This is a genomic window from Mesorhizobium sp. M2E.F.Ca.ET.209.01.1.1 (assembly GCF_004010375.2).
GTDB lineage: Bacteria > Pseudomonadota > Alphaproteobacteria > Rhizobiales > Rhizobiaceae > Mesorhizobium.
This window is the reverse complement of record NZ_SADP02000803.1, coordinates 1-320: the sequence shown is the minus strand read 5'-3', so window position 1 is coordinate 320 and position 320 is coordinate 1. Positions and strand designations below refer to the sequence as shown.

The following is a 320-nucleotide window of genomic DNA, read 5'->3' as shown; positions in this document are numbered from 1 at the left end:
CGGGCTGGAGCGTTTCGCTCAATAACCCGGCGGCCGGTGAAAACCGCCGGCGAGCGAAGCTATCGCGGCCGCAATGCTGAGCAGCCTCGCTTCCGACCAATGCCGGCCGACAAGCTGCAGGCCGATCGGCAAACCGGCGCTGTCCTGCCCGCAAGGGAATGCCAGTGCCGGATGGCCGGAGTAGTTAAAGACCGCGCCGTAGGCCGGCAGCATCCAATAGCTTTCGTCCTTGCCGTTTACCTCAAGCGGGCTGCCGGGCCTGCAATGCGGGAAGGCCGTCGTCATGGCGACGGGACAGAGCAAGGCATCGCAGCTTTCGA

Annotated in this window: 1 protein-coding gene; it reads right to left on the bottom strand. The window is 65.0% G+C overall.

Annotation, left to right across the window (positions count from 1 at the left end):
* Positions 1 to 18: 18 nt before the first annotated feature.
* On the bottom strand, positions 19 to 320 hold a 302-nt coding region (locus tag EN852_RS37980; protein ID WP_246694558.1), incomplete at its 5' end, for an amidase family protein.